Genomic DNA, 1,881 nt, shown 5'->3' with positions numbered 1-1,881 from the left:
CAATTGTATTTGGTTTATTAGGTTTAACATTATTTGTACGTGGCGCTGGTATTGAATCATTATCTTTAGGAAATACTGTTATCGCTGCTGCTTTATGCGGTTGAGCGATGCAGCGGCATAGCCGCTCTTCCCGAACTCAACGGCGGCGGACCTGATTATCGCCGCGCGTGTCCGGCGGGCCCGCTCTTGCTGCCGTGCCATGCTCGAAACGCCTCCGAAGCCTACTCGCCGCCAAACGGTGCCCCCCAATGGAACGGACCCTTGGCGCGAAGTTATGAGTTTTATCAATACTTCAAACCGGGATTTCGCCCAGTTTCAAACTTTCGGTACGAAAACTTGCGAAAATCCTGAAACACACCAGCTGGTATAGTTTTCTTGCCCAGGTGCGCCGCAGGGGGTGCGCACCTGGGCATTACTTCGTCTCGGATCTGCCTCCCCCGGCGTCGACTCGTAGGAAGTCACGATCGGCCGTACCGGTCGCGACACGTTCGGGCACAACAACGATAAGCCGAATTCCGGATCGCCGGGTAAGTCGGCGATTCCTCCGTAATTCACCAAGTCGTCACCGTACCCGGAAAGGCCATCCGACACGCGGCAAACCGAAGACTCGAGCGGACGAAACATCCGGATATCTGTTACAGCTAACATCGCGCAATCATGCGATCGAGCCGCTTTGATTTCCGAATTCGGCAGCGACGCAGCACCGTTCACCCGAGTCGACCAGCGCACCGATCGCCGCGGCGCCGACCGCGCGACACCGGCCAGCCGCCTCGCTGCGTCCCCCCGCGCGCTGACCCTACACCCCCCGCAAATCCAAAGACATTGGTACGCAACATGATTGGATGGTAGCCCGGCACGGGCGAAATGAACAAAGCTGGGCACCAAACGTTTACCCGCAGCATCGCCGCGTGCACGCGCCGTGTTACCCGCTACGCCAGCATGACTCGCCCCCGCCCCCGGCAACCCCGAGCGAACCGAACCGCGGCCCACCCGCCGCGTCCCGCCCCCGGTTACCCGATCCGCGCCGAGCCAACTACACTGTCCCTCCGCGCCCCTATAGCTCAGTTGGTAGAGCTACGGACTTTTAATCCGCAGGTCGTAGGTTCGAGCCCTACTGGGGGCACCGAATCAGGCGTCCGGTTTCATACCGGACGCCTGAGTCTTTTTCGGTCCGTTCGCACACCCGGCGTATGTCGGCACCGACCGCGAATCGGCACATTTCGGGCAGGCTTTCCCATACCGCGGGCACGTCCCCGCACACCGGGGGCATCCCTCGACAACAGGTGACGTCCTTCGATGATCTGCTCTCCCAAGTTCCCATTGCACAGCTCGCCGACAAGTTGGGTGTCGACCAACTCATGGCGACGAATGCGGTAAAGGCGGCATTGCCGACCCTGCTCGGCGGATTACCGGCCAACGCGACCGAACCGGTGGGCGCTCTGATCGGCGCGCTGGACCAGCACGGTGAACTCATCGAAGGCGAGGGCGCGGCGGATGTCGACAAGGTCGATATCGCCAGCGGGTCGAAGATCGTCGACAAGGTCTTCGGCGCGAAGCAGAACGCGGTGATCAGCGCGCTCGGCGCGACCGCGGGCACCGTCGGCAACGACCTGGTCGCCTAGCTGCTGCCGATGCCGACTCCCATCGTGATGGCCCATCTGGCCGAGCAGTTGACCCGCGGCGGTGACAGCACGGCGGCGCCGCGGACACAGTCGAGCGGCGGCATCCGCGACATACTCGGCGGTCTGCTCGGCGGCAGCGGCGGCATCGGGGGCGCGATCGGAGAAGCGTTGGCCGAGAACGCAGGTGGTGCGCTCGGAAGCATGCTGGACGGTCTTTTCGGGCGCAAAACGCTGAAGCTCGCCCGCGCCGACACTCCCG

General features: G+C 62.4%; 1 protein-coding gene, 1 tRNA gene and 2 pseudogenes. 3 read left to right on the top strand and 1 reads right to left on the bottom strand.

Annotated elements, in window-relative coordinates; genetic code table 11:
• Nucleotides 1-87: 87 nt before the first annotated feature.
• Nucleotides 88-201 (bottom strand): annotated as a pseudogene (locus ABZW16_RS43885) (TetR/AcrR family transcriptional regulator); the annotation flags it as partial.
• Nucleotides 202-1,050: 849 nt separating this feature from the next.
• Between ABZW16_RS43885 and ABZW16_RS43880 the strand changes: the two are divergent.
• From ABZW16_RS43880 to ABZW16_RS43870, 3 genes and pseudogenes are all read left to right on the top strand, one after another.
• Nucleotides 1,051-1,123: transfer RNA gene (locus tag ABZW16_RS43880), tRNA-Lys, on the top strand.
• 67 nt (nt 1,124-1,190) lie between these two features.
• The gene (locus ABZW16_RS43875) at nt 1,191-1,622 is read left to right on the top strand and encodes a DUF937 domain-containing protein (protein ID WP_354962089.1); all 432 of its coding nucleotides are present in this window, start codon (nt 1,191-1,193) and stop codon (nt 1,620-1,622) included.
• Nucleotides 1,623-1,631: 9 nt separating this feature from the next.
• Nucleotides 1,632-1,881 (top strand): annotated as a pseudogene (locus ABZW16_RS43870) (hypothetical protein); the annotation flags it as partial.

This window comes from Nocardia sp. NPDC004604, from assembly GCF_040609795.1.
Classification (GTDB): Bacteria; Actinomycetota; Actinomycetes; order Mycobacteriales; family Mycobacteriaceae; genus Nocardia.
This window is presented reverse-complemented; position numbering and strand designations above follow the sequence as displayed.

Bases quoted from the DNA above. Each gene is read 5' to 3' on its own strand.
- ABZW16_RS43875 (WP_354962089.1), top strand. From the start codon at position 1,191: ATGTCGGCACCGACCGCGAATCGGCACATTTCGGGCAGGCTTTCCCAT.